This is a genomic window from Acinetobacter rongchengensis, from assembly GCF_003611475.1.
Classification (GTDB): domain Bacteria; phylum Pseudomonadota; class Gammaproteobacteria; order Pseudomonadales; family Moraxellaceae; genus Acinetobacter; species Acinetobacter rongchengensis.
Window position 1 is genome coordinate 1 of record NZ_RAXT01000189.1, and the last position, 577, is coordinate 577.

Here is a 577-nt window from a genome sequence, read left to right on the forward strand (position 1 = left end):
TATCATTTCTTTTTTTATTTCAAATGCATCTAGTTTAGAAAAATCACAAATATCTTCTTCATTGTCAAAATCAAAATCTTCTACTAATGCTTCTAAGAATTTTAGCTCATCATCTTCTAACGAAAATGTTCCAGAGCTATCTTGTATGCACACTAATGATTTAGTCATATTACTCTTTCCCTAATTTGTTCAGGGTCTTTAAGCCTAAGTACAATTTGAGCAAGCTTCGTAATTGCACCTTGATGAGTCTTTTCTAGCTTTTGGGTGAATTTAGCTAATAACTTTAATAAAATAATGGTGTTATCACTTCTATAGACAAAGTAGAGGCGAACGTCGCCTTGTCTTAATCTATGTACAGTAATTTTTTTGTGTTTGCCTTCATGATCCTTATATGACATCTCAAATGCTGGATGGCAATCTCCCTTCTTGTGATAATGAGCACTTAAAGGTTGACCAGAAGCAGTTGCAATCAATAGGCTACTAAATAATTGAGAAACAACAACCTTTTCGTTTGCCTCTAATCGAGCAGTATCAGCATAGATTAGACTAAACTTCTTATGAGGTTTAATACAAATCA

General features: G+C 32.9%; 1 protein-coding gene. It reads right to left on the reverse strand.

The annotated features are described in order from the left end of the window. Nucleotides 1-164 precede the first annotated feature (164 nt). A complete protein-coding gene (locus D7V20_RS19455) occupies nt 165-575 on the reverse strand; it encodes a hypothetical protein (RefSeq protein ID WP_235831688.1) in 411 nt (136 codons plus the stop codon). Nucleotides 576-577 lie beyond the last annotated feature (2 nt).